Origin of the sequence: Desulforapulum autotrophicum HRM2 (genome assembly GCF_000020365.1) — a bacterium.
Taxonomy (GTDB): domain Bacteria; phylum Desulfobacterota; class Desulfobacteria; order Desulfobacterales; family Desulfobacteraceae; genus Desulforapulum; species Desulforapulum autotrophicum.
This window is the reverse complement of sequence record NC_012108.1, coordinates 3,980,628-4,001,153: the sequence shown is the minus strand read 5'-3', so window position 1 is coordinate 4,001,153 and position 20,526 is coordinate 3,980,628. Positions and strand designations below refer to the sequence as shown.

Below are 20,526 nucleotides of genomic sequence, written 5' to 3'. Positions count from 1 at the left end.
TTATGGACCTTTTCGGCTTGATTGTAGGTAAGGCTAATTACTGGGCCTATATCATTTTAATGATGGTCGGTCTCTATGCCATGATTGCAAAGAATAACCTGGTCAAGAAAATTGTCGGCATGACCATTTTCCAGACGGCCGTAATTTTATTTTATGTGTCCATCGGGGCGAAAAGGGGGGCGACCATACCGATTCTTCACCATGGTGAAACAGCCCATGGTGCCGTGGATAGTGTTGTTCACGGAGCTGCTGCCCACGCTCCGGCTGTTGTTAATGCGGCAGACTACATCAACCCTCTTCCCCATGTGCTCATGCTGACCGCCATTGTTGTCGGCGTTGCAACCCTGGGCGTAGCCCTGGCCCTTGCGATTAAAGTTTATAATACGCATGGTACCCTTGAGGAAGATGAGATTAACCAACATCTAAGGAACGGATGGAAGCCATGATAAATACCCTTCCTGCACTCGTCATCATCGTTCCCCTGCTTGCGGCCCTGGTTGTTGCAGGCGCAAGCTTCATCGACAGGCGGCTCTGCTTTCCCATTGGGGTTGCGGCCCTGGCCGTTTCTTTTGTTTCGGCAGTGGCGCTTCTCATCCAGGTGGTCAACACCGGTGTTGCCATGGAGTACAGGTTTGCCGGGTGGGCCGCTCCCATGGGTATTGTTTATGTGATTGATCATTTAAGCGCCCTTGTGCTTGTGGTGATCACAGGAGTGGCCCTGGTCAATCTTGTGTCCAGCAGGCAGACCATCATTTGGGAGTTCCAGGATAAGGAGGGGGTTTTTATCTCCCTGTACGTGCTTTTCACAGCAGGTCTTGTGGGAATGACGGCAACGGGTGACGCCTTCAACCTCTATGTGCTGCTTGAGATCGCATCTCTTTCCGGCTATGCACTGATCGGACTTGGCAAGGAGCAGGCCCCCCTTGCAACACTTAACTATCTCTTTCTCGGCACCATTGGTGCAACTTTTTACCTGCTTGGCGTGGGCTATTTATATATGGCCACGGGGTCCCTCAACATGGCTGACCTTGCGTCCATTCTACCGGGAATAAAAGATTCGGGGATCGTTCTGTTTGCCTATATCATCTGCCTTACCGGACTGTTTGTAAAGATGGCACTCTTCCCAGTCCACGGGTGGCTTCCCGGGGCCTATTCCCAGGCCTCTTCGCCTGCCGCAGGACTGATTGCTCCCCTGACCACCAAAGTGACCGTCTACATCATGGTGAGAATCTGCCTGTCCGTGTTTTCCTTTGATTACATCTTTAATTATCTTGATGCGGGTAAGATCATGGTGTGGCTTGCCATTGCAACCATCGTGTTTGGATCTGTTTCAGCACTTGCCCAGACCAATTACCGACGAATGCTTGCCTACATCATCATTGCCGAGGTCGGGTACATGGTTGGCGGATTCTTCCTTGGCAATCGAATCGGTATGTCCGGCGCCATTCTTCACATTGTCAACGATGCGGTAATGACCCTTTGTCTGTTCATGGCAGCGGCCATTTTTGCCTGGAAGACAAAAACCGATGAACGGGAGGGGCTGAAGGGATTGTTCAACACCATGCCTCTTACCATGGCAGGTTTTGTGCTGGCAGGGCTTTCCATCATCGGGGTGCCGCCCACCTGCGGATTTTTCAGCAAGTGGTATCTGGTTTCGGGCGGCATTGCCGCCGGTCAGTACGGGTTTGTGGCGGCCTTGATCTTTTCTTCCCTTGTCAATGCCGTACTCTTTTTCCGTCTGTTTGAAATCTGCTACTTTGAACCCTTTGTCGACCATCACCATGGTGCCGCCCACAGTGACAGTGAGGCTGGAATACAAGAGGCACCCATGAACATGTTGCTGCCTTTTCTTGCCGTATCTCTGCTACTTTTGGTGCTGGGCGTTTATTCGGGTCGGATTGTTACGAATATCATTTATTTTGCCATACCTGCGGGGGTAATTTAACATGACAATGGAAACCATTCTTTCGGTCAAACCTTTTCTTGCTGTGCTGATTTCCCTTGTGGCTGTTCCCTTTATCATTTTCTCCAAAACCCAGAACCTGAGGGAGACCTGGACCTTTGTGGCAGGGGCGATCAAGTTCCTTCTGGTCCTTTCCATGCTGCCTGCTGTCTTAAAGGGTAAGGCCATTGTCTATACCGTGGCCCAGATTTTTCCCAACCTTGGCATCGCCTTCCGGGTGGATGCCTTTGGTATGCTTTTCGCCCTTGTGGCATCATCGCTTTGGATCATTACCTCCATCTACTCCATGGGGTATATGAGGGGGCTTGATGAGCACAGCCAGACCCGTTATTACTCATTTTTTGCCGTGGCACTTTCAGCAACCATTGGCGTTGCCTTTTCCGCCAATCTTTTGACCCTTTACCTCTTCTATGAAATGCTCTCCCTTGCCACCTATCCCCTGGTTACCCATCACCAGGACAGGGAGGCCAGAAGTTCGGGCCGAAAGTATCTTTTGTACATCCTGGGCGGTTCCATCGGTCTTGCCCTTCCGGCCATGCTGATTACCTACCATTTTACCGGAACCCTTGATTTTGCAGCCCAGGGGGTCATGGCAGGCCATATCAATTCTGGCCTTGCCCTTTTGCTGTCCCTCATGTTTCTCTTTGGATTTGCCAAGGTCGGGATTATGCCCATGCATTCGTGGTTGCCCGCAGCCATGGTGGCGCCAACGCCGGTTTCAGCCCTTCTCCACGCCGTTGCCGTGGTCAAGGTCGGGGCCTTCAGTGTTGTCAGGGTCTTAACCGGCATTGTGGGGGTGGATCTTCTTGCCCAATACCACATTAACTGGATCGTCTGCACTATTGCCTCTATAACCGTTGTGGTGGCTTCTTTGATTGCCCTTTCCCAGGATGAACTCAAGCGCAGGCTTGCCTTTTCCACCATTGGCCAGCTCTCCTACATTGTGCTTGGCGTGGCACTTTTGTCCACCTCGGGCATGACCGGTGGCATGCTCCACATTGCCATGCACGCCTTTGGCAAGATCACCCTGTTCTTCTGTGCAGGCGCCATTTTCTGCACCACCGGCATCAAGCATATCAGCAAGATGAAGGGTATCGGCCGGCAGATGCCCATCACCATGACAGCCTTTTTGATCGGTTCATTGTCCGTTGTGGGGCTTCCCCCCTGTGGGGGATTTATCAGCAAGTGGTATCTTGTGCTCGGCACCATTGAATCAGGTCAGATGCTTTTTCTCCTGGTGTTGCTTCTGAGTTCGTTTCTCAATGCAGCTTACTTCTTCCCGGTGTTTTACAACGCCTTTTTTCTGAGTGATTCAGAGATGCTGTTTGAACCCGGAATCAAAGAGGCCCCCCTGTGGTGTGTGGTGCCCCTGACCATCACCGCTGGCATCTCAATAATTCTGTTCTTTTATCCCCAGCCTTTTTTAAATCTGGCAAAGCTTGCGGTTCAATCAATCAACGGAGGTTAAATGGAGGCAAACAAGATGAACGAGGAGAAACAAGAGCTGTCCCATGATCCTGTTCCCGGATACCGACCGGTGTTCCTGGTGGTGTTTGCAATAAGCGTTATTTATCTTGCCATTGTATTTTTAAGCACACTATAGACTATTAAATAAGGTGCCAGGTTATGGAAAAAGAAAAAACTCACCTGTTTGACAAACCTCAAAATGTGAAACGCCTTTTGATCATTTTTTTCAGTACGGTTATTCTGTTGTTCATTCTTGATTTTTTTGTGCACAAACACGCCCATTTCCCCTTTGAAACCTGGCCTGTATTCTACGCCATATTCGGATTTGTGGCCTGTGTCATTCTGGTGCTGGTGTCACGCTTTGTGCTACGGCCCCTGGTAAAGAGAAGGGAGGATTACTATGAGTAATGTGATGCCGCCGTTTGTGATCTTCATTCTGGGTGCCCTGGTGATTCCTTTTTTAAATGAAAGGGTTCGCTCGGTTTACGTGGTAGCACTTCCCGTGGTTGGTTTCATCAATCTTCTTCTCATTCCGGTCGACACCCTGATGACCGTCAATTTCCTCGACTATCAGCTTACCCTGGTCCGCATCGACCGGTTGAGCCTGGCCTTTGGCTATATCTTCCACATTGCCGCCTTTGTCACGGCCATCTATATTCTCCATGTCCGCAAGAACCTTGAATATGTGGCAGGCTTTATCTATTCCGGCGCAGCCCTTGGGGCGATCTTTGCGGGGGATCTTTTTACTTTTTTTGTGTTCTGGGAAACCCTGACCGTTGGGTCGGTCATGCTCATATGGGCAAGGTGCACTAAACGATCGTCCTCCGCAGGATTCAGATATCTCATGATCCATGTCACAGGAGGGCTTTCGCTGCTTGCCGGCATCGTCATGATGGTCAATGAAACCGGCTCCATCGCCTTTGGTAATATTGGACTGACAGGGCTCTCTTCCTGGCTGATCTTCTTTGGATTTGGCGTCAACTGTGCCTGGCCGTTTCTACACACCTGGCTCACCGACGCCTATCCCGAGGCCACCATTGGCGGCACGGTTTTTTTGAGTGCATTTACCACCAAAACGGCGGTTTATGCCCTGGCCAGGGCCTATCCCGGCACCGAGCTTCTCATCTGGATTGGGGTGGTCATGGCCGCCTTTCCCATCTTTTTTGCCGTGATAGAGAACGATCTTCGGCGGGTACTTGCCTACAGCCTTGTAAACCAGGTTGGGTTCATGGTGGTGGGTATTGGAATCGGTACCGAGCTTGCCATTAACGGGGCCGTGGCCCATGCCTTTAACGACATTCTTTTTAAGGGGCTTTTGTTCATGTCCATGGGGGCCGTGATGTACCGCACTGGCAAGATTAATGCCACGGACCTTGGTGGGCTCTACAAATCCATGCCCTGGACTGCGGGCTTCTGCATTGTAGGTGCCGCATCCATCTCGGCTTTTCCCCTGTTCAGCGGTTTTGTCAGTAAATCCATGGTCATGTCGGCGGCAGGCGAAGGACACATGGTGGGTGTCTGGCTCGTTCTGCTCTTTGCCTCGGCAGGTGTGTTCCACCACGCTGGCATAAAGATTCCTTTTTTTGCATTTTTCGGACACGATGCCGGCCATCGGGTTAAAGAGGCGCCAAAACACATGTTGATTGCCATGGGTATAACGGCCTTTCTCTGTATTTTTAATGGCACCTTTTACAAACCTCTGTACGCTGTTCTGCCCTATCCGGCCCTGTATGAGCCCTATACCCTTTCCCATGTGGTAACCCAGACCGAACTCCTTTTCTATTCGGCACTGGCCTTTACCCTGCTGCTTTTGTCGGGTATCTATCCTGCGGAAATAAGGGCCGTCAATATTGATTTTGACTGGTTCTACCGAAAGCCTCTGAACGCCTTTGTCAATGGCGTTGCTCTTTGTCTCAACGGGTTTAACAGGACCATGGACCGTCTGCTGGTCAGGGAGTTGACCGGTGCCGTAAACGAGGTTGCAACAAATGCCATGGCAATCGTTGCCTGGGCCATAATGTCACCCTTTGTGAAAAAGGGTGTCCCTCTGGGACCAGGCCAGGGTTCTCTCAAGACCCGTGTGGACCTTGCATTTGCAACCGGGACATCTCCCGTGGGACTGTTTGCCGCCTGCGCAGGTCTTTTTATTGTGATGCTCTTTGTGTTTATCTAACGTTCTAACCAGTGGGGGATATCCATGGTAACAAGGGATGAGTTAAGAAAAAATATTATCCTCGAATATCTGACCGACGAAATGCTCGATGAGTTGTCGATCATAACCATTGTCATCAAGGCTAAAAAGGGGACTGTGATCTATACGGAGGGTGATTCTGCCCAGAATGTTTACATGCTCAAGTCCGGAAAGGTTTTGCTTGAGCAGAAAATATCACCGACAATCTCGGTGATGGTTAATTCCATTGATCCGGGAGAATCATTTGGCTGGGCATTCCTTCTTGACAAGGGCTCCAATGCCCTGACCGCCACCTGTAATGAGGATTGCGAAATCTACATGATCAACCGGGATGTAGTCCTTGATCTTATGGACAAGGATCAATCCCTTGGGTTCATGATGATGAAGCAGCTTTCTGCCGTACTCAAGCGCCGACTTGACCAGAGAACGATTCAGTTTCTGAATTCGGTCAAAAGCCATCCTGATATCAAAGGGCTCGAAGAGTGCTGACCGCCCTGGACTGTCCTGTCCTCGAGCGGATAGAGCCATGAAGAATATCCATAAAACGTATAGGCCCACTATCTTTTGATTAAAGATAGTGGGCCTTTGTTTCTTCACTTAACTTTCGGAGTCCCTTGCATAGGGTCAGGATTGTCGGACAATGAAAACAAAAAAAGCTTTCACCGAAATCGATGAAAGCCTTTGATTTTAAATGGTCGGGACGGCAAGATTTGAACTTGCGACCACTTGTCCCCCAGACAAGTGCGCTACCAGACTGCGCTACGCCCCGATAAAACAGGAGACTTATAGCATCGGGTTTCGACCGTGTCAATATATAAATTCATCTTCAGGGTGTATTGGGTTGTTTTTCTCATGGGAGCCGGTCCTGTGGGGCAATCAGGGAAATCAAACTGGGTATTGAAAGGTCCAGGCGAGACAAAGACGGCCCAAAGTTTAAATCTTGGAAAATAAAAAATTGCTTTTTTATTAAAGATCCATTATGTACCTTGACTTAATATTGTTCTGTTTTTATCGGGACTGGATGTCAAATTTGTTTTTTATCAGCCCTTTGGGTTTGGTTTAGTTCGGGATGGGGTTGCATCACGACTGCCATGTCCGGGCAATTGGAATTGTAAAAAAGGAATCAGGAAATGAAGAAATCATTTTTGTTGTGCCTTGCCCTGTTACTCGCCCCGGTTCTGGTATGGGCTTCTGGTGGGGAAGCCGTTCATGCGACAATCGATTTTACCAAAACCATTTATGGCTATCTGGGCGTCGGGCTTTTTGTAGTGGCGTATGCCCTCGTACCCCTTGAGAACACCATCCACCTGAGAAAGAGCAAACCGGTTCTCCTCGCTGCCGGTATTATCTGGGTTCTGGTCGCCCTTGCCTATCTTAACATCGGAGACACCCATACGGCCCACGAGGCCATCAAGGACAGTCTGCTCGAGTATGCAGAACTGTTTCTCTTTCTGCTGGCAGCCATGACCTACATCAACGCCATGGAAGAGAGAAATGTATTTCAATCCCTGCGGGCTTTTCTGGTCTCAAAGGGGTTTACCCTGAGGACTCTTTTCTGGATTACCGGGCTTTTGGCCTTTCTCATCTCACCGGTTGCCGACAACCTCACCACAGCCCTTTTAATGGGGGCTGTCATCATGTCTGTAGGTGGTGACAATAAAAAATTTGTTGCCCTGGCATGTATTAACATCGTTATTGCTGCCAATGCCGGAGGGGCCTTTTCTCCATTTGGAGACATCACCACCCTCATGGTCTGGCAAAAGGGTAAGGTTGCCTTCCACGAGTTCTTTGACATTTTTATACCCTCCCTGGTGAACTGGCTTTTGCCGGCCATCTGCATGAACTTTGCCGTTGAAAAGAGCACTCCCAGGGCCTTGGATGAAAAGGTCGTGATGAAGTACGGAGCCAAGGTGATTATCGGGCTATTCCTTTTTACCATCATAACGGCCGTATGCTTTCATAATTTTCTTCACCTTCCCCCGGCAGCGGGTATGATGCTCGGGCTTGGATACCTTGGTTTCTGGAGCTATCATATCAAACGAAAAGAAGGTCGGATGCTCTTTTACGATAATATTCTGGGCGCCAGAAAAAAGAGTACGGCCCAGACATCCCTTTCAGTTCTACAGGGTAAGACCCATGGTGAAATCACTGAGCTTATTGAGGGACTTCCAACCCCAGCCTTTATCGTCAACAGAGAACATGTCATCACCCACTGGAACAAGGCTCTGGAAGATTTGACCGGTGTTTCTGCTAAGGAAAAGATCGGCACAAACGAACAGTGGAAGCCCTTTTACGCCAAGGAACGGCTCTCCCTTGCCGATATGGTTTTGACCAACGGGTCTGAGGATTTGATCGACAAGTTCTACCATGGTAAGCACATGGTCAACAATTTTCTTGATTCTGCCTATGATGTGTCGAATTTTTTTCCCACCATCGGTGAAAAAGGAGCCTGGCTTTCGTTTACGGCAGCCCCTCTCAAGGATGAGGGCGGACATATCGTGGGGGCCATTGAAACCATTGAGGACATGAACGAGTTCCAGAAGACGACCAAAAATTTCGATATCATGGAGCGAATTTCCCGGGCGGAGTGGGACACCCTGCTCTTCTTTTACGGGGTAACCCTCTGTGTCGGCGGTCTGGGTCAGTTCGGTTATCTTCACCTTGTCTCTGCATTCATGTACGGCGATCTTGGCCCCACGATTGCAAACTCCTCTGTGGGAGTTCTTTCAGCCATTGTTGACAACATTCCTGTGATGTTTGCCGTTCTTAAGATGGACCCTGTGATGTCCCACGGCCAATGGCTGCTTGTCACCCTGACCGCCGGAGTGGGCGGAAGTCTGCTTTCCATCGGGTCTGCGGCAGGTGTTGCCCTCATGGGAACGGCCAGGGGGGTCTATACCTTTGGTGTCCATCTGAAATGGGCCCCGGTCATTGCCCTTGGCTATGTGGCCAGCATCCTGGTGCATCTCCTGGTAAATGCAAGATTGATGTAACCCAATTCCCTTATTTAATTAATTAATTAATTAATCGATTGATTGATTGACAGGGCGGCTGCCCGGCAGAATGCCGGGTTGCCGCTCTTTTTTTTGTATCCTTTACAATTTTATTCAGTTGTGAAAAATAGAGATTAACAAGGTTGCCCTGACAGCAGAAAGGAGGCTTGCCGTTAAATCTGTTTCCCTTAAAGATCTGCCCGTGCAACAGCGGTTGCCTACCCGTCTCAAGCCGGGTGACACCATTGGTGTGTGCGCTCCCTCAGGTGTTTTTGATCCGGCTCTCTTTGAAACGGGACTCTCCCACCTCAGGGGCATGGGGTTTAAAATTGAATTGCCCCCCGGGCTTGGTGAGGCAAAGGGATATCTTGCCGGTGGGGATCTGCACAGGGCCGGCATCGTGAATGCTCTTTTTAAAAGCACGAAGATCAAGGCGATTCTCTGTGCCAGGGGCGGGTTTGGTGCTCTCCGGGTGTTACCCCATCTTGACTTCGCCCCTTTGAGACATGCACCAAAATTTCTGGTCGGGTTCAGCGACATTACGGCAATTTTATCGGAAGGGTTAAAGCAATGTGACTTTCCCATGATCCATGGGCCCGTGGTGACCTCCCTTGCCCGGGCTTCAACCCGGACCCTTGATTCGCTGTTCTGCGCAATGACTGAACCGTTTTCAGGCTTGGTGCTGCAAGGAGGGATAACCCTTCGCAGGGGCAGGGTGGCCGGTACGCTTAAGGGCGGAAATCTTGCCACCCTGGTTTCCATGGTCGGGACCTTATATTCACCTGATTTCACTGATTCGATCCTGTTTCTTGAGGATACGGGAGAACCTGCCTACAAGATCGACAGGATGCTGACCCAGCTCTGCCTGGCCGGGGTTCTGGCCGGGGTCCGGGGTGTTGTGCTTGGCACCTTTGACAGGTGTGGGGACGTGTCAAAGATCTATGACATTGTGACTGAACGGTTTGATGATCCCATGGTTCCCATTCTGGCAGGTCTTGATGCGGGCCATGGTGAGCCCAATCTTTCTCTCCCCCTTGGTGTTCGTCTCATCCTTGATGCCGATCGGCACACCCTTGGGGTTGCACCGGCAGGCAAGCTCTGATGAAGGTAAGACGGGCAATGGAAGACGCCGTTGGGAAGTCGGTTTTTCCGGGAGCGGTTCTGCTTGTGTCAAAGGGGGCTGATGTCCTGTTTTATAAGGCCTTTGGCGTTGCTGATCTTCGTTCCAGAGAACCTGTATCCCTGAACACCCTGTTTGACCTTGCTTCGCTTACAAAACCCCTTGCCACGACTGTGGCCCTGATTCACCTGGTTCAGACGAACCAGCTCTGCCTCAACCAGACTTTAGGTGATCTTTTGCCGGGGGGTGTCGGCCATGACAAGGCAGATATAACCGTTGAGGATCTGCTGCGTCACAGATCCGGGCTTCCAGCACACCGGCCCTATTATGTACAGGTTGTAGGAAGTCCCGAAAAAGAGAGGCAGGATCGCCTCAGACGGCTGATTCTGAACGAGCCCCTTGTCTATCAGCCAAAGCAGGGGGAGCTATACAGTGATCTTGGTTTCATCCTCCTTGCCTGGATTGTTGAACGTACCGCAGGAAAGCGTCTCGATCGATATGTGAGGGACAACATCTATCTGCCCCTGGGTGTCAAGGGGTTACGTTTCATGCCGCCCGGTTATCCCCTGAATTGCAGTGTCGCAGCAACAGAACATTGCCCCTGGCGGGGTCGGGTGTTAAAGGGGGAGGTTCATGACGATAATGCCTGGGTTGCAGGCGGGATTGAAGGTCACGCAGGACTGTTCGGGACTGCCTTGGATATCCAGACGCTTCTTGGAGAGATTATGGGGGGGGTTATGGGAAAAAAGACAGGGGTTCTTGAAGGGAGATGGATCAGGCAGTTTGCCGTTAAGAAGGATGGGTTTGAGCGTGTGGCAGGGTTTGACACCCCCTCGGCCAGTAATTCTTCCGCAGGTCGTTTTTTTTCTCCCGCTTCACTTGGCCATCTTGGCTTTACAGGGACCTCTTTCTGGATGGATCCCCTGGAACAGGCCATGGTGATTCTTTTGACCAACAGGGTTCATCCCGTGAGGAGTAATGAAAAAATTCGTCAATTCAGACCATATATCCATGATTTGATCATGAAAACTATTTTCAACCGTGGATGAATCATTGTTCAGTTGATACTTTTTCTCCTTGTAAAAAAGTGGTATTTCTGTTAGCTGATATCTTTTAGTCGACAAAATTTTTATGCAATAATTTATGAAAGAGGTGGTATGAACCTTATAATAGATTCTCTCCTTGGTATCTTTTCAAGTGATCTTGCCCTTGATCTGGGAACCGCCAACACCCTTGTGTATGTGAAGGGAAAGGGGATTGTGCTCAGCGAACCCTCTGTGGTTGCCGTTCGGACCGATAAACGGGCCAAAAACAGGGTGCTTGCCGTTGGGGCTGAAGCAAAGCGGATGCTTGGAAGAACCCCGGGGAATATCCAGGCCATCCGTCCCATGCGTGATGGGGTTATTGCTGATTTTGAAGTAACCGAGGCAATGCTCAAGCACTTTATCAGAAAGGTTCACAACAACAGACGAACCCTGGTTCGTCCACGGATTGTTATTGCGGTTCCTTCGGGAATTACCCAGGTGGAAAAAAGAGCTGTCAGGGAATCTGCCGAGCTTGCAGGAGCAAGGGAGGTGTTTCTCATTGAAGAGCCTATGGCCGCGGCAATCGGAGCAGGTCTCCCCATTACCGAACCCACCTGCAATATGGTGGTGGATATTGGCGGTGGTACCACGGAAGTTGCCGTTATCTCCCTATCCGGAATTGTTTACAGTCGATCCATCCGGGTTGCAGGCGACAAAATGGATGCTTCCATCAGCCAGCACATCAAACGCAAATACAACCTTCTCATTGGCGAGAGAACGGCCGAAATTATTAAAACCACAATTGGAAATGCCTATCCAGACCCGGAAAATCTCGAAACCATAGAGGTTAAGGGCCGTGATCTGGTTTCCGGGATTCCCAAGATTCTTACCATTGACAGTGAAGAGATCTGTCTGGCAATTTCTGAACAGATCGATGCCATTGTTGAGTGCGTTAAAATTGCTCTTGAACAGACCCCCCCGGAACTTGCTGCCGATATTGTTGATTCCGGCATCGTTCTCACCGGCGGTGGTGCGCTTCTCAAAAACCTCGATAAATTGCTCAGGGAAAAGAGCGGCCTTCCGATTATTGTGGCTGAAGATCCACTTTCAACGGTTGCCCTTGGGTGCGGTAAGGTTCTTGACAATATCGATATACTCAGAGAGGTTGTGATTACCTGATTTCATGTTTTCAAGAAAAATGATCCTGTTGATCGGAATTGTTTTCTTTATCACGGTCAATTTTATAATCTTGACTGTGAGCAGCAAAGGAGTGTTGCCTGAAACAGGCATTGAACGGATAGCCACCTCTTTTGTTGCTCCGTTCCAGATGGTTTTTTCCCGAAGCATTACTCTTATTGGGGGGGTCTGGCAGGATTATTTTGCCACGGTCAGGGCGGCCAAAGAGCTCCCCAGGGTTAAAAATGAACTGGCAAAGGCCATGGAAAAGGTTAACCTCTGCATAGAGCTTGAGCAGGAGAACATCCGTTTCAGAAAATTTATTCGTTTCCAGGATCTTGAAAAAGAGACCCTTGTTGCAGCAAAGGTTATTGGAAGGGATCCCTCTCCCTGGTTCAGAACCCTGATGATAGATAAAGGCGCAAAGGCAGGCCTGACCAAGGGTTTGCCAGTGCTTGTCTCCGAGGGCGTTGTCGGTCAGGTCGTGGCGGTTGCCGGCCACTATTCCCGGGTCCTTCTTATGACGGATAGAAATTCTGCCGTGGATGCCCTAGTCCAGACATCGCGGGCCAGGGGAATTGTCAAGGGTAATGATTCCGAACTGTGCTCTTTCAGGTATGTGCTCAGGAAAAACAAAATTCAGCCCGGAGAGATGATTGTATCTTCCGGTCTTGACGGGGTTTTCCCAAAAGGGTTGAGGATCGGCTGGGTGGTCGATATCGAGGAAAATACCTCCCAGCTTTTCCAGGAAATCACCATCAAGACCTGCGTGGATTTTGATACTCTTGAAGAGGTCCTTGTCTCTGTCAAGGATCCCATGTCCCAGGACGCTGCCTCCCCACCGATGGATGATGTTTCCAGATGATACGGGTCGTTTTTTACCTTTGTCTGTTTCTTGCCTTTTTTATTGTCCAGACATCAACTTTGCGCGGTTTCTCAATATTCAGCCAGGCGTTTGACCTGATTCTTGTCATTGTGCTCTCCCTGAGCCTGAAGTTTTCGCATATTGGAACAGCAGCAGCAGTCTTCCTGATGGGGTGTGTCATGGACAGCGTTTCAGGTGGGCCGTTTGGCCTCTATGTCTCAGTCTATGTCTGGATTTTTATTCTGGTTCGAAGCCTTAAGTCACTTGTTCACATGGAGAATATCGTGTTCCTTGTGTGCATGAGTGCCGTTGCCGTGGTCGTGGAAAACGCGTTCCTTGTTTTTGTTCTTGTCATGGGAGGTCGGGTTGATGTTGTTTATTTTACGGACCTGGAAATTATGGCAAAGCAGGTGGCATGGGGCCTGGTGTTTGTTCCCCTTTTGCTTTTGGTTGTTGACGAATTTGAAAGAATAATTCTGGTGGCTGCAAAAAAAATAACCCAGCAACACTTTGATCGTGGGTAACGGGGTAGGTTTAATTTGATCATGAAGGGGTGTGACAGGGACTGGTTGAAACGAAGGCTCATGGGTGGCGCGCTTTTTATGCTCATTGCCTTTGCCGTTCTTGGGGCAAGACTTTTTTACCTCCAGGTTATCCAGGGTGAAGATTTTCGCAGGCTGTCCAAAAACAACTGCATCCGTTTGAAAAGCGTTGAAGCGTCAAGGGGGCTTATTTATGACCGGAACGGGGTTTTACTCGTGGACAATCGCCCCTCGTTTGACCTATCCATTGTACCCAAAGATGCCGTTCCCGTAGACCAGACCCTTGAGATACTTTCCGATTTTACCCAGATTCCCGTTGTAGAGATGAAGGCAAGGATTGACGCAAGCAAAGGGCTGTCAAAGTATACGCCGATTCTTCTTGAAAAGGGCATCACCCGGGATCAGTTAGCCGTTGTCGAGGCCCACAGCTTTGACCTTCCCGGAGTCCTGGTTTCTGTTGAACCCAGGAGAAACTATATTTTCAACAAGAGTTCAGCCCATTTGCTGGGCTACCTGGGCCAGATCAATTGTGATGAACTTGAAACCGGAAAATACCCAGGTGTCAGGGGAGGGGACAGTATTGGCCGTTCTGGCGCTGAAAAGGTTTTTGAAGATCACCTGAGGGGGCAAAGGGGTGGACGCCAGGTTGAGGTGGACGCCAGCGGACGCCTGGTGAGGGTCATCAATACCGTTGATTCGGTTCCAGGAAAAAATATCTTTCTTACCATTGACAACAAACTTCAGCAGATCGCAGAAAACATGCTTCAGGACAAGGCCGGAGCCGTTGTGGCAATGGATCCTTCCAATGGGGATATTCTTGTCATGGCCAGTAGCCCTTCGTTTGACCAGAATGACTTCATTGGCGGGATATCGAGTAAAAAATGGAAAAAACTCCTGGCTGACCCGGACCGACCCATGTCCAACAAGTGTATTCAGGGAGAGTATCCGCCTGCCTCAACCTATAAGATTCTCACAGCCATAGCCGGTCTTGAGGAGGGTGTGGTTGATCTCAATACCCGACATTATTGTTCGGGTCAGTACAAATTCGGCAACCGGATTTATCGCTGCTGGAAACGGTGGGGCCATGGTGAGCTCGATCTGCTTGGCGCCATTGAAAAATCCTGCGATATCTATTTCTATAAAGTTGGTGAGGCCCTTGGGGTGGATACACTGGCCCAGTATGCCAACGGTTGCGGCCTTGGAAAAGTCACCGGGATTGAGCTTGAACATGAACGCCCCGGTCTGATTCCCACATCCGTCTGGAAAAAACGACGGTACGGGGTGGCGTGGCAGCCGGGGGAGACCCTGTCCATAGCCATCGGCCAGGGGTTTGATCTGGTTACTCCCCTGCAGATGGCCGTGTTTACAGCAGCCATCGGCAATGGGGGAACCCTTTATCGACCCAGGATTCTAAAGGCGATCAAGACAACCGATAACGAAATAATTGAGATAAAGAAACCAGAGATAACCGGCGGACTTCCCGCTGGAAAAAAGACCCTGGATATTGTAAGAAAGGGCCTGCTTGATGTGGTTCAAGGCGATCGCGGAACGGCCAGGGGGATTCGGATAAAAGGGGTTGAAATTGCAGGAAAAACCGGTACAGCCCAGGTGTTCAGCCTGAAGAAAAAAGACAGGGATAATGACGGGCAACTGGATTACCGTTTAAGGGACCATGCCTGGTTTGTCTGCTACGCGCCTGCTGAAAATCCAATGATTGCCCTTTCCATCCTCATCGAACATGGTGAGCATGGATCATCAACTGCGGCTCCTGTGGCTGGGGCCATTGTCAGGGCATATCTTGAAGAAAAAGGCATAATCGAGACGACAAAACAGGCTGGGGAGGAGGATCATGTTTGACCGGCGGTTGGTGGAGTGCTTTGACTGGGGGCTGCTGATTCTTACGCTTCTGGTCTCAGCGGTTGGTCTTATTGTGCTTTACAGTGCCGTCACCGCAGGAGGGGTGGGCGAAACCCATGTGCTTTTTAAAAAGCAGGTCGTCTGGATGGGGGCCGGGTTCGCCATCATGTTTGCCTCACTTCTGGTGCATTACAAATATCTGGACAAGGCAAGTGTTGCCATTTACTGCGTCTGCGTGCTCCTTCTTGTCATGGTCCTTTTCTTTGGAAAAAATGTGGGTGGATCACGCAGGTGGTTGGCCCTTGGACCTTTTACCATGCAGCCGTCCGAGCTCATGAAGGTTTCTCTTATTATCATGATTTCGTCCGTATATTCGGGTATTGTTACCGAGCAAGGGCTGGGCTTTCGTGACCTTGTGAAACCGTTGTTTGTTTTATCACTTCCTTTTCTTCTTATCGTAAAACAACCCGATCTTGGAACAGCCCTGCTGCTGCTTTTTCTGGTTGCCTGTCTTACCCTGTTCGTAAGGGTTCAAAAAAGGGTGTTTCTGACCTGTGCGCTCCTTGGTGCCGCAGCTGTCCCCCTGGTGTGGTTTGTGTTAAAGGACTACCAGAAAGCCAGAATTCTTACTTTTTTGAATCCGGATCGGGATCCCCTTGGTGCCGGCTACCATATTATTCAATCAAAAATAGCCATTGGTTCAGGCATGATTTTTGGAAAGGGATTTCTCCATGGAACCCAGAATGCTCTTGCTTTTCTGCCTGAGCAGCACACTGATTTTATTCTATCCGTGCTTGCAGAAGAATGGGGCCTTGCAGGGTGTCTGTTCCTGCTGTTTCTCTATTTTTTTCTGCTTCTCTGGGGGCTTAATATTTCTTACTCCTGCCGGAATACGTTTGGTTCCATTCTTGCGTTTGGCGTCACAATCATGATTTTCTGGCAGATCTTCATCAATGTCGGCATGGTCATGGGGCTGATGCCGGTGGTTGGCGTTCCTCTCCCTTTGATCAGCTATGGGGGGTCATCTGTGATAACCAATATGGCCGGCATTGGAATTTTGATGAACATTAGCATGCGAAGGTTTGCTTCGACCTGAGACTGGATCCCCCATTTGGATGTTGACAAAAAAATATCTTGATGATACTCAATTTGCGATTCAGAAGGTTTATTGTGTGCGTATTTTAATTACCCGTTTGTAGCACGGGTAAGGATGGTATATAGGTAGTTGGTATATTAATTATTAACTGGTGGAGGGAAGTTTATGGTTAGTGTTGATGGATCCCTGTTTATCCAGATCATCAATTTCCTTTTTCTCTTGTTTGTGCTTAACCTCATCCTTTTTAAGCCGATCCGCAAGGTTCTCCTGGAACGAAAGGAGAAGATTAATGGTTTGGAGCAGGGGATAGAATCCCTTGAAAACCAGGCTGTTAGTCAGGATCAGGCGTATAAGGACGGCCTCAAAGAGGCCAGAACAATAGGCTTGAAAAAGAAAGAAGCCTTTGTTGGGGAAGCATCGCAGGAAGAAAAAGAAATTATTGACCGGATCAACAAAACGGCTCAGTCCAACCTTGCTCAGATACGCACGCAGGTGGCTGAAGAGACCGAAAAGGCAAGAGTTGCTCTTGAAGCAGAAGTGGAGCTGTTTTCCAAGGCAATTGGTGAAAAAATCCTGGGGAGGGCATGCTGATGAAATTTGCAAGTAGATGGGAGGGTAAAGGTTCTGCAATTTTTTCTTTTGCGGCAATTATACTCCTTGGCTTTGCAGGCGCGGCACTTGCATCCTCGGGCGGAGGCCATGAGGCTGCTGCTCCAAAGGGGTGGGTCATTACAGATACCTACAAGGTTATGAACTTTGTGGTGCTTGCAGCTGCGCTGTTCTACATTGCCAAAAAACCCGTTAAGGAGTTTTTCTCATCCCGGACAGCGGGCATTAAGGAAGAGCTGAAAACCCTTGAGCAGAAAAAGACTGAGTCTGAACGAATCCTTGCAGAATATGCTCAGAAAATCTCTGCCCTTGACCAGGAGGCCGGTCAGATTGTTGCCGATTACGTGGCCCAGGGTGAAGCGGCAAAGAAACGTATTCTTGCCGAGGCCGAGGCCCAGGCGATAAAGCTTGAGGAAATGGCCAAACGCAATATCGAGCAGGAGTTCAAAAACGCAAAAGAGGGACTCAGGCAGGAGATTGTTGAAAAAGCCCTTGCAAAGGCTGAGGTCCTCGTCAAGGAGTCCATCTCAAAAGAAGATCAGGACAGGCTTGTTGACGACTATCTTACAAAGGTGGTGGCATAATGAAAAGTGTATCTGTTTCCAGACGTTATGCAACGGCATTGATGCTTATTGGTAAGGAAGATGGCAATACCGATCAGTATCGCAAGGAGCTTGACGACATCGTTCAATTCTTTGATGCGAATCCCGAGCTTGAACAAACCATTTCAAATCCGCTGTATGATAAAAACGATCGAAAAAACGTCCTGATTGCAGTGCTTGACAAGGGCGGACTCTCCAAGGTAATGAAGTCATTTCTTATCCTGCTTTTTGCCAAGGCCAGGATCAGCTTCATCCGGGAGGTCTGTGAGTTCTACTACTCCCTGGCCGATGAGCTCAAGGGCGTTGTGCATGCCACCCTTGTGTCGGCTACAGAGCTCTCTTCGGATGCCGTTGAAAAGATAAGGGCCGGCCTTGCAACAAGAATCGGCAAAGATATTGTTCTGGATGTTGAGCAGGATCCAAGCCTTCTTGGAGGAGTGGTTACCAAGATAGGCGACCTTGTGCTGGACGGCAGCGTTAAAACTCAACTGTTCAATATGCGGGAAACATTAAAAAGGGGTGAGAGTGCCTAATGAAAATTAAAGCTGAAGAAATAAGCCAAATCATAAAAGAGCAGATCAAGGATTTTGACAAAGAGGTCGAGCTGAGCGAGACCGGTGTTGTCTTGAGCGTTGGTGATGGTATTGCCAGGGTTTACGGTCTTGAAAAGGTAAAAGCCATGGAACTTGTTGAGTTCCCCGGTAACATTCTTGGTCTTGCCCTGAACCTTGAAGAAGACAACGTGGGTGTGGCCATCCTTGGTGAGGATAGAAATATCAAGGAAGGCGATATCGTCAAACGTACCGACCGTATCGCATCCGTTCCCGTTGGTGAGGCCGTTCTTGGTCGTGTTGTTTCAACCACGGGTGAGCCGATTGACGGCAAGGGACCCATTGATACAACCGAGTTCAAGAACATGGAGCTTATTGCTCCCGGTGTTATTGCAAGAAAGTCCGTTCACGAGCCCTGCTACACCGGTTCCAAGGCTGTCGATGGCATGACCCCAGTCGGAAGGGGCCAGCGTGAGCTCATCATCGGCGATCGCCAGATCGGCAAGACAGCCATAGCTGTTGACGCCATCATTGCCCAGAAAAACACGGATGTGAAATGCATCTACGTTGCCTGTGGCCAGAAAAAATCCACGGTTGCCCAGGTGGTTGCGGCCCTTGAAGAGCACGGTGCCATGGAGTACACCACCGTTGTCGTTGCAAGTGCAAGTGAGCCCGCTGCCATGCAGTACCTTGCTCCGTTTGCAGGATGCGCCATGGGCGAGTACTTCCGCGACAAGGGCGAGCATGCCCTGATCATCTATGATGATCTTTCCAAACAGGCTGTTGCCTACCGTCAGGTATCCCTTCTTCTCAGGCGTCCGCCAGGACGTGAGGCCTTTCCGGGAGATATTTTTTACAACCATTCCAGGCTTCTCGAGCGCTCAGCTAAACTCAACGATGAATTGGGCGCAGGTTCCCTCACAGCCCTTCCCATCATTGAGACCCAGGAGGGTGATGTCTCCGCCTTTATCCCCACCAATGTTATCTCCATCACCGACGGTCAGATATACCTTGACAAGTCGTTGTTCTTTGCCGGTGTACGGCCCGCCATTGACGTTGGACTTTCCGTATCCAGGGTTGGTGGTGCTGCACAGTGCAAGGCCATGAAACAGGTTGCAGGTACCCTGCGGCTCGATCTTGCCCAGTACAGAGAGCTCGAGGCCTTTGCCGCATTTGGTAGTGACCTTGATGCCGCAACCCAGCGACAGCTTACCCGTGGGGAACGTCTGGTCGAGCTTCTGAAACAGCCCCAGTTCAGGCCGCTTGCCATGGAGCGCCAGGTGCTTGCCCTGTATGCCGGAACCAAGGGTTACATTGATAAGTACCCCAAGGATGCCGTAGGCAAGTACGAAACAGGTCTCTACGCCTTTGTAGAGGCACGTTTTCCCGAGGTTTTTTCAGGCCTTGTTGAGAAACAGGCCATCACGGAAGATCTCGAAGTTACTATCAAAAAAGCACTTGACGCCTATGACGAGGAGTTCAAGGCAACTGTATAGTTAAAGTTGATTCTTGCAGGATTTTTTCAGGAATTTATCTAATAACATACAGGCTAAAAAGGTAGAACTTATGGCAACGTTAAAGGAAGTACAACTAAAGATAGGCAGTGTAAAAAAGACCAGGCAGATTACCTCTGCCATGAAAATGGTCGCTACTTCCCGTTTGCGTGGTTCCCAGGAAAAGATGGACAGATTCAAGCCCTATGCGTCCAAATTTTCAGAAGTGTTGGGAAGTATAGCAGGAAAGGCCGGGGAAGAGGCAAGTCCCCTTCTTGTGCCAAGGGAAGAGCCAAAAAAGGTGAATGTGATTCTCTGTACATCAGACAGAGGACTTTGCGGTGGCTTCAATGTCAACCTCATTGATAAAGCCGATAAATTTATCAAGTCAAAACTCCAGGACAAAGAGGTTACGTTTACCTGCTTTGGGAAAAAAGGCAGGGATTGGGCTAAAAAAATGTCCATGACAATTGACGACCAGTACCTTGGGGTTGTTGGTGGAAAATTTGATTTCAGCGTGGCATCCACTTCGGGTCAGAAACTGATCAACCGGTTTCTTGAAGCGGATGTTGACGAGGTATATCTTGTATATTCCGAGTTTAAGAATCTGGCCAGGCAGGAGCCGGTGGTAAAACAGCTTCTTCCCATCCCTTCCCTTGAGGCGATGGAGAAGCCTGATGAGGCAGGAGCCAAAGAAGAAACGGCCTATTTGGCCGAACATATCTGCGAACCATCATCCGATGCATTGCTCGGGGAGATGCTTCCCAAAAACATTTTTATTCAGATCTATGATGCGCTACTTCAGACATCAACCAGTGAAAATGCACAGCGAATGAAGGCCATGGAAAATGCAACCAAGGCGTGCAAGGATATGATCGATGAACTGCAGACCATTTTTAACAAGACGCGTCAGGCAGGAATCACTGCGGATCTAATGGACATTGTTGGCGGCGCCGAGGCCCTGAACTGATCTACA

At 49.6% G+C, this 20,526-nt stretch carries 20 protein-coding genes and 1 tRNA gene; 20 read left to right on the top strand and 1 reads right to left on the bottom strand.

Annotated features, from left to right (window positions below; genetic code table 11):
- Positions 1-2 precede the first annotated feature (2 nt).
- The 7 genes from HRM2_RS17470 to HRM2_RS17445 are packed head-to-tail and all read left to right on the top strand — an operon-like array spanning position 3 to position 6,110.
- On the top strand, positions 3-446 hold the full coding sequence (locus HRM2_RS17470) for a cation:proton antiporter subunit C (protein ID WP_015905352.1): 444 nt from the start codon (positions 3-5) through the stop codon (positions 444-446).
- The gene (locus HRM2_RS17465; protein ID WP_041274089.1) at positions 443-1,945 is read left to right on the top strand and encodes a complex I subunit 5 family protein; all 1,503 of its coding nucleotides are present in this window, start codon (positions 443-445) and stop codon (positions 1,943-1,945) included. Before HRM2_RS17470 ends, HRM2_RS17465 begins: the two co-directional genes overlap by 4 nt.
- A 7-nt stretch (positions 1,946-1,952) precedes the next feature.
- Positions 1,953-3,431, top strand: a complete 1,479-nt coding sequence (locus HRM2_RS17460; protein WP_041274088.1) for a monovalent cation/H+ antiporter subunit D family protein — start codon at positions 1,953-1,955, stop codon at positions 3,429-3,431.
- Positions 3,432-3,566, top strand: coding sequence for a hypothetical protein (locus tag HRM2_RS28080; RefSeq protein WP_269719587.1), 135 nt, complete (start codon positions 3,432-3,434; stop codon positions 3,564-3,566).
- A gap of 23 nt (positions 3,567-3,589) precedes the next feature.
- Complete coding sequence (locus tag HRM2_RS17455) at positions 3,590-3,838, top strand: hypothetical protein (RefSeq protein ID WP_015905349.1); 249 nt, start codon at positions 3,590-3,592, stop codon at positions 3,836-3,838.
- The gene (locus HRM2_RS17450; RefSeq protein WP_015905348.1) at positions 3,831-5,603 is read left to right on the top strand and encodes a Na(+)/H(+) antiporter subunit D; all 1,773 of its coding nucleotides are present in this window, start codon (positions 3,831-3,833) and stop codon (positions 5,601-5,603) included. Before HRM2_RS17455 ends, HRM2_RS17450 begins: the two co-directional genes overlap by 8 nt.
- A 24-nt stretch (positions 5,604-5,627) precedes the next feature.
- Entirely contained in the window at positions 5,628-6,110 is a 483-nt protein-coding gene (locus HRM2_RS17445) for a Crp/Fnr family transcriptional regulator (protein WP_015905347.1), read from the top strand.
- Positions 6,111-6,313: 203 nt separating this feature from the next.
- Here HRM2_RS17445 and HRM2_RS17440 read toward each other — a convergent pair.
- A tRNA-Pro gene (locus HRM2_RS17440) sits at positions 6,314-6,390 on the bottom strand.
- Positions 6,391-6,751: 361 nt separating this feature from the next.
- Between HRM2_RS17440 and nhaD the strand changes: the two genes are divergently transcribed.
- The 13 genes from nhaD (at position 6,752) to atpG (ending at position 20,520) form a co-directional block, all read left to right on the top strand.
- Positions 6,752-8,614, top strand: a complete 1,863-nt coding sequence (gene nhaD, locus HRM2_RS17435) for a sodium:proton antiporter NhaD (protein WP_015905346.1) — start codon at positions 6,752-6,754, stop codon at positions 8,612-8,614.
- A 202-nt stretch (positions 8,615-8,816) separates the two neighbouring features.
- Positions 8,817-9,716, top strand: a complete 900-nt coding sequence (locus tag HRM2_RS17425) for a S66 peptidase family protein (RefSeq protein ID WP_015905345.1) — start codon at positions 8,817-8,819, stop codon at positions 9,714-9,716.
- Positions 9,716-10,783, top strand: coding sequence for a serine hydrolase domain-containing protein (locus HRM2_RS17420; RefSeq protein WP_015905344.1), 1,068 nt, complete (start codon positions 9,716-9,718; stop codon positions 10,781-10,783). The genes HRM2_RS17425 and HRM2_RS17420 overlap by 1 nt, the downstream gene beginning before the upstream one ends.
- Positions 10,784-10,891: 108 nt before the next feature.
- Positions 10,892-11,938, top strand: coding sequence for a rod shape-determining protein (locus tag HRM2_RS17415; RefSeq protein ID WP_015905343.1), 1,047 nt, complete (start codon positions 10,892-10,894; stop codon positions 11,936-11,938).
- A 4-nt stretch (positions 11,939-11,942) separates the two neighbouring features.
- A complete protein-coding gene (gene mreC, locus HRM2_RS17410) occupies positions 11,943-12,800 on the top strand; it encodes a rod shape-determining protein MreC (RefSeq protein ID WP_015905342.1) in 858 nt (285 codons plus the stop codon).
- The gene (locus HRM2_RS17405) at positions 12,797-13,324 is read left to right on the top strand and encodes a hypothetical protein (RefSeq protein ID WP_015905341.1); all 528 of its coding nucleotides are present in this window, start codon (positions 12,797-12,799) and stop codon (positions 13,322-13,324) included. The genes mreC and HRM2_RS17405 overlap by 4 nt, the downstream gene beginning before the upstream one ends.
- Positions 13,325-13,345: 21 nt before the next feature.
- Positions 13,346-15,199, top strand: a complete 1,854-nt coding sequence (mrdA, locus tag HRM2_RS17400; protein ID WP_015905340.1) for a penicillin-binding protein 2 — start codon at positions 13,346-13,348, stop codon at positions 15,197-15,199.
- A complete protein-coding gene (gene rodA, locus HRM2_RS17395) occupies positions 15,192-16,295 on the top strand; it encodes a rod shape-determining protein RodA (RefSeq protein WP_015905339.1) in 1,104 nt (367 codons plus the stop codon). Before mrdA ends, rodA begins: the two co-directional genes overlap by 8 nt.
- Before the next feature lie 165 nt (positions 16,296-16,460).
- On the top strand, positions 16,461-16,886 hold the full coding sequence (locus HRM2_RS17390) for a F0F1 ATP synthase subunit B family protein (RefSeq protein ID WP_015905338.1): 426 nt from the start codon (positions 16,461-16,463) through the stop codon (positions 16,884-16,886).
- Positions 16,886-17,488, top strand: a complete 603-nt coding sequence (locus tag HRM2_RS17385) for a F0F1 ATP synthase subunit B family protein (protein WP_015905337.1) — start codon at positions 16,886-16,888, stop codon at positions 17,486-17,488. The genes HRM2_RS17390 and HRM2_RS17385 overlap by 1 nt, the downstream gene beginning before the upstream one ends.
- Entirely contained in the window at positions 17,488-18,039 is a 552-nt protein-coding gene (atpH, locus tag HRM2_RS17380) for an ATP synthase F1 subunit delta (protein WP_015905336.1), read from the top strand. The genes HRM2_RS17385 and atpH overlap by 1 nt, the downstream gene beginning before the upstream one ends.
- Positions 18,039-19,553 carry a F0F1 ATP synthase subunit alpha gene (atpA, locus tag HRM2_RS17375; RefSeq protein WP_015905335.1) on the top strand — a complete coding sequence of 505 codons (1,515 nt, stop codon included), beginning with the start codon at positions 18,039-18,041 and terminating at the stop codon, positions 19,551-19,553. Before atpH ends, atpA begins: the two co-directional genes overlap by 1 nt.
- A 70-nt stretch (positions 19,554-19,623) precedes the next feature.
- The gene (gene atpG, locus HRM2_RS17370; protein ID WP_015905334.1) at positions 19,624-20,520 is read left to right on the top strand and encodes an ATP synthase F1 subunit gamma; all 897 of its coding nucleotides are present in this window, start codon (positions 19,624-19,626) and stop codon (positions 20,518-20,520) included.
- The last annotated feature ends 6 nt before the right edge of the window (positions 20,521-20,526 follow it).

What these genes read in the sequence shown, in the direction of transcription:
- HRM2_RS17470 (WP_015905352.1), top strand. Translation starts at nt 3, where the DNA reads ATGGACCTTTTCGGCTTGATTGTAGGTAAGGCTAATTACTGGGCCTAT.
- HRM2_RS17465 (WP_041274089.1), top strand. Translation starts at nt 443, where the DNA reads ATGATAAATACCCTTCCTGCACTCGTCATCATCGTTCCCCTGCTTGCG.
- HRM2_RS17460 (WP_041274088.1), top strand. Translation starts at nt 1,953, where the DNA reads ATGGAAACCATTCTTTCGGTCAAACCTTTTCTTGCTGTGCTGATTTCC.
- HRM2_RS28080 (WP_269719587.1), top strand. Translation starts at nt 3,432, where the DNA reads ATGGAGGCAAACAAGATGAACGAGGAGAAACAAGAGCTGTCCCATGAT.
- HRM2_RS17455 (WP_015905349.1), top strand. Translation starts at nt 3,590, where the DNA reads ATGGAAAAAGAAAAAACTCACCTGTTTGACAAACCTCAAAATGTGAAA.
- HRM2_RS17450 (WP_015905348.1), top strand. Translation starts at nt 3,831, where the DNA reads ATGAGTAATGTGATGCCGCCGTTTGTGATCTTCATTCTGGGTGCCCTG.
- HRM2_RS17445 (WP_015905347.1), top strand. Translation starts at nt 5,628, where the DNA reads ATGGTAACAAGGGATGAGTTAAGAAAAAATATTATCCTCGAATATCTG.
- nhaD (WP_015905346.1), top strand. Translation starts at nt 6,752, where the DNA reads ATGAAGAAATCATTTTTGTTGTGCCTTGCCCTGTTACTCGCCCCGGTT.
- HRM2_RS17420 (WP_015905344.1), top strand. Translation starts at nt 9,716, where the DNA reads ATGAAGGTAAGACGGGCAATGGAAGACGCCGTTGGGAAGTCGGTTTTT.
- HRM2_RS17415 (WP_015905343.1), top strand. Translation starts at nt 10,892, where the DNA reads ATGAACCTTATAATAGATTCTCTCCTTGGTATCTTTTCAAGTGATCTT.
- mreC (WP_015905342.1), top strand. Translation starts at nt 11,943, where the DNA reads ATGTTTTCAAGAAAAATGATCCTGTTGATCGGAATTGTTTTCTTTATC.
- HRM2_RS17405 (WP_015905341.1), top strand. Translation starts at nt 12,797, where the DNA reads ATGATACGGGTCGTTTTTTACCTTTGTCTGTTTCTTGCCTTTTTTATT.
- mrdA (WP_015905340.1), top strand. Translation starts at nt 13,346, where the DNA reads ATGAAGGGGTGTGACAGGGACTGGTTGAAACGAAGGCTCATGGGTGGC.
- rodA (WP_015905339.1), top strand. Translation starts at nt 15,192, where the DNA reads ATGTTTGACCGGCGGTTGGTGGAGTGCTTTGACTGGGGGCTGCTGATT.
- HRM2_RS17390 (WP_015905338.1), top strand. Translation starts at nt 16,461, where the DNA reads ATGGTTAGTGTTGATGGATCCCTGTTTATCCAGATCATCAATTTCCTT.
- HRM2_RS17385 (WP_015905337.1), top strand. Translation starts at nt 16,886, where the DNA reads ATGAAATTTGCAAGTAGATGGGAGGGTAAAGGTTCTGCAATTTTTTCT.
- atpH (WP_015905336.1), top strand. Translation starts at nt 17,488, where the DNA reads ATGAAAAGTGTATCTGTTTCCAGACGTTATGCAACGGCATTGATGCTT.
- atpA (WP_015905335.1), top strand. Translation starts at nt 18,039, where the DNA reads ATGAAAATTAAAGCTGAAGAAATAAGCCAAATCATAAAAGAGCAGATC.
- atpG (WP_015905334.1), top strand. Translation starts at nt 19,624, where the DNA reads ATGGCAACGTTAAAGGAAGTACAACTAAAGATAGGCAGTGTAAAAAAG.